Source organism: Streptomyces sp. SID3343, from assembly GCF_009865215.1.
Taxonomy (GTDB): Bacteria; Actinomycetota; Actinomycetes; order Streptomycetales; family Streptomycetaceae; genus Embleya.
Window position 1 is genome coordinate 1 of sequence record NZ_WWJX01001224.1, and the last position, 926, is coordinate 926.

2 protein-coding genes are annotated in these 926 nt (G+C 75.8%); both read right to left on the reverse strand.

The window, feature by feature from the left end:
- On the reverse strand, positions 1 to 351 hold a 351-nt coding region (locus tag GT354_RS54995; RefSeq protein WP_161361031.1), incomplete at its 3' end, for a carboxymuconolactone decarboxylase family protein.
- 139 nt (positions 352 to 490) lie between these two features.
- Positions 491 to 926: NAD(P)-dependent oxidoreductase (locus GT354_RS38515; RefSeq protein WP_272923965.1), on the reverse strand; the 436-nt coding region annotated here is incomplete at its 5' end.

Genomic DNA, 926 nt, shown 5'->3' on the forward strand with positions numbered 1-926 from the left:
GAGTTCGAGCCCGGCCGCCACCGCCGGGACCGCGTGGATCAGTCGCGGGATCCCGACGATGACCGCGAGGGTTTCCAGCACGCCCCATACGTCGGCCTCGCTCACGCCCAACTCGCGGGCCCGGCGCACATGTACACCGAACGAGTCGGCCGGCGCACCGAGCGCGGTCAGTGCCGCGAGCGTGACCAGTTCGACGTGCACCGGGGGCAGCCCGCCGAGTTCGGCGAGGCCGAGCCGGGCCGCGCGCAGGATCGGCAGCACGTCCGGGTGGTGCGCGATCAGCGGCGCGAGCGCGTCCGGCACGTGTACGGGGGCCTGTTCCGGGGGCGGCGAAGCGGAGGGCGGGTTCACCGGCCGCCTCCGATCGGGTCGACCCGATCGGTCCCGTCCGCCCGGAAGACCCGGTCGGTCCCGTCCGCCCGGGCCACCGCGTCGTGCGCGGCTCGGCGGTGCGTCGGCGGACCGGGCAAGGGCCGATCCGTGGTCGGGGTCACGGCGTGCCTCCCGTCGGGGCGAAGTGGTCGACCACGCTCTGCGCCGCGCGGCGGCGCAGTTCGGCGAGAGCTTCCTCCGAGTAGAACGCGACGTGCGGGGTGAGCAGGAGGTCGCCGCGAGTACGCAGGGGCGAGTCGTCGGGCAGCGGGTCGTGATCGAAGACGTCCAGGGCCGCGCCGGCGAGCCGCCCCGAGTCGAGCGCGGCGATCAGCGCGTCGACGTCCAGGACGGGGCCGCGTCCGGTGTTCACCAGGACGGCCCCGGGGCGCACGGTCGCGAGCGCGGCGGCGTCGATGCTGCCGCGCGTTTGGGGGGTGAGCGGCAGATGGATCGAGACGATGTCGGCGCCGGCGACGTGGTCGACGACCTCCAGGCCGAGCGCCGCCCAGCGCCGGCCGACCTCGCGGCCGATCCGACCCCGCCCGAGCACC